Source organism: Niastella soli, from assembly GCF_017742245.1.
GTDB lineage: Bacteria > Bacteroidota > Bacteroidia > Chitinophagales > Chitinophagaceae > Niastella > Niastella soli.
The window spans coordinates 1-3,238 of sequence record NZ_JAGHKO010000022.1 but is presented as its reverse complement, the minus strand read 5'-3'; the positions used below and the strand labels follow the sequence as shown (position 1 = coordinate 3,238).

General features: G+C 48.2%; 1 protein-coding gene. It reads right to left on the bottom strand.

Features of this window, described 5'->3' with window-relative positions; genetic code table 11:
- A partial coding sequence (locus J7I42_RS32875) for a condensation domain-containing protein (protein ID WP_209144386.1) occupies positions 1–3,238 on the bottom strand: 3,238 nt, incomplete at both ends.

Here is a 3,238-nt window from a genome sequence, read left to right as displayed (position 1 = left end):
AACCGGTGGATAATAAAACACTTGAACTGTTCATCTGTACAAAGTCGGTACCCTTCACCAGACTGGTAATATTGCTATGGGTTACTTCCACGCCTTTGGGAAGACCGGTAGAACCGGATGTATACATGATATAAGCAAGGGCGGCACCCGTGGTGGTAGTGGTGATAGGCCCATCGGCATAGTGCGACAGGGTCGATAGTTGAGCGGCTAAGTCGATCGAAGCCACCCCATCAGGCAGTTCATCAAAGGTTGCTTCATGGGTTAAGAGCAGTTGGGCCCCACTATCTTCAAGTATATATTTTTTTCTTTGTGCCGGATAGGCAGGATCAATGGCCACATAAGAGCAGCCTGTTTTCAAAACCCCTAATAAGGTAATGATGAGCATAACACTGCGTTCCATACTTACTGCTACCACACTGTCTTGCTGTACTCCTTTGTCACGCAGGAAATGGGCCAGCTGGTTGCTTTTCGCTTCCAGTTGCTGGTAACTCAGCTGCTCTTCGCCCAACTGCAATGCTATGGCATTGGGTGTTTGTTCCACCTGTTCACTAAACAAGGCCATCACAGATCGCTCCACATCGGGATGTGCACCCTTAACAGGCAGGCTGAACGCCTGCAGTTGCTGTGCTTCAGTTGTGGTAAGCATGCGGATAGCACTTGTATGTGTTGCTGCACCATTGACCAGCTGCAGCAATACCTGCTCAAAATGATTGCGGATCTGTTGCACATACTGCTCCTGCAGCAAATTGGAATTGTATTTAAATAAAATGGAGATCTCTTCTTCAGCCCTTACTGAAATGCCCAGCGGGTAATTGGTGCCTTCGCGCGATTGCGCATCCTGTACCTGAAACGTCCATTGGCGGGATGACAACACGCTACTCACCGGGTAATTCTCAAATACCATAAAACTATCGAACAGGTCACCCCGTATGCCGGCCCATGATTGGATATCATTCAACCCGCTGTATTGATACACCCGGCTCTCCAGTTGCTCGTTTTGCAATTGTTGCAACCAGGCGGTAATGGATTGGTCTTTTCTGAACGCAGCGCGCAACGGCAGCGTATTGATGTACATGCCCACTCTTTGCTCTACGTTGGGTAGGTCCTCCGGACGACCGGACACTACTACGCCATATATGACATTGTCAAAACCTGTATATTGATGCAGCAGGTAGCCCCATACTGCCTGCATCAGTGTATTGAGGGTAACCCTGATGCCCTTTGTGAATGTTTCTATGCGTTCATGCAAATCCTTATCCAACAAAAGCCAACACTCACCATATTGACCAACCCCTTTTGTACGGTCAGCGCCTGCGGTAACAAAAGGCAGCAATGTGCCGCTGGCTATTTCCTTCAGGTAATTTTGCCAATAGGCTTCTTCCCCAAATCTATCCTTACCCGATAGGTATTGAATGTAATCTTCGTAACGGTCTTCGTGCTGCAATGGTGGTTCCTGGCCCTTTATCAACAGCTCGTAGGTTTCTAGAAACTCCTGCATCAATACAGGCGTAGACCAGCCATCTAGCAGGATATGATGGAAAGTCCATATCATGTAATAGTTTTCATCAGCCAACCTTATCAGGCATATGCGCATCAATGGCGCCTGCCTGAACATAAATCCCCGTTCCCTGTCAGCCTGCTTATATTGAGTGATCAGGGTCGATTGTTCATCCGCTGTTTTATCCCGAAAGTCTATTTCAATTATGTTGGGTACTACGTTCCGGTACGCACATTGAACCGGTATTGAAAAAGCGTCATAATAAAAACCAGTTCGTAAAATAGTGTGATGGCGGCATAGATATGCCCATGTTTTTTTGAATGCCGCGGAATGCATTCCACCGGTTATCGAGCAGGTGAACTGTTCCACATACGCTTCTTCCTGTTTTGCGTATAAACCATGGAATAACATGCCCTGTTGTAAGCCGCTGAGCGGGTACAGGGCTTCTAGCTGCCGTTTTCTTGGAAGGCCATTTTCTTCTTCTTCCATAAAGCGGCGTAACTCCGTATAACTGACGCCAGCTGTTATATAATGATCGATAGGTGTTGTAATTGTTTCGCCGGCAGGTACCGATACACAATGATCAACCAGGTATTGCAGATCATCTATGTAGGACTGTGCCAGTTGCTGTACGGTCGATTCTTCGTAATGCAGCAGGCTGTAACTCCATTGTATGTGTAGTTCTCCCTGGTAGATCATGCTGTTGATCACTATTTGGGTAGTGACGATGTTCTCATCACTGCCTGAACTGCCATGTGCTTCATTGGCACTGCTGAACCAGTTGCTGCTGCGGGTGATGTTATCAAGCTGACCAAGGTAGTTGAAGGCTATCTGCCAGTTGTCGGGGGCCTGTAATGCACCAGCCTTATTGATGTATTTGAGTACGCCATATCCTATTCCTTTATCGGGTACCTGGCGCAGCTGCTCCTTGATGCTCATCAGCCATTCGGATGCTTCGTCCTGCTGGGGTGCCTGTAGTAATAATGGATACAGGGTGGTAAACCAGCCGGTGGTGCGGCTGAGGTCTGTTTTATCATTGATGACTTCTCTGCCATGGCCTTCCATGCCTATCAATATTTGCTGTTGCTTTGACCATTTTGACAAGGTCCTGGTAAGGGCGCTGAGCAACACGTCATTGATCTCTGTTCGATAAACCCGTGGTACTGTCTGTAGCAATTGACGGGTATGCTGTTCATCGAGTGCTATGCCATAGCTGCGGATCTCTTTTTTTCGGATGATGCCGCTGTGTGATTTATCTACTGGTAATAAGCTGTTGTTGTTCCTGGTTGCTTCCCAGTAGGGTTGTTGGGATAATAACCGGCGGCTTTTTCCGTATTGGTGTAGTGCCTCATACCATTGACGGTAGGAGCTGCTTTTGGGTCCAATAGATAATTGTTTGCCATCCCGGCATTGGCTTAATAGCAGGTCGAGGTCTTCCAGCAGGATGCGCCAGGAGACGCCATCTATGGCCAGGTGATGGACCACGATCAGCAGGCGATTGTGCGTACTCCATGCGGGCATGCGCATCAGTACAGCCCGCACCAGTTCGCCCGATGTTATATCCAGGCTTTGCTGGACCGATGTTCCTATATTGTTGATAGCAGCGGCTGCTGTCTGTTCATCGGCTGCCTCTATCTCATACAACTGAATGGCGGGTTGATGGCTGCCATATTCCTGCTGCCACTGGTTTTCACTTTGCTGGTAGCGCATGCGAAGACCATCGTGGTGTGCTACTAAAAA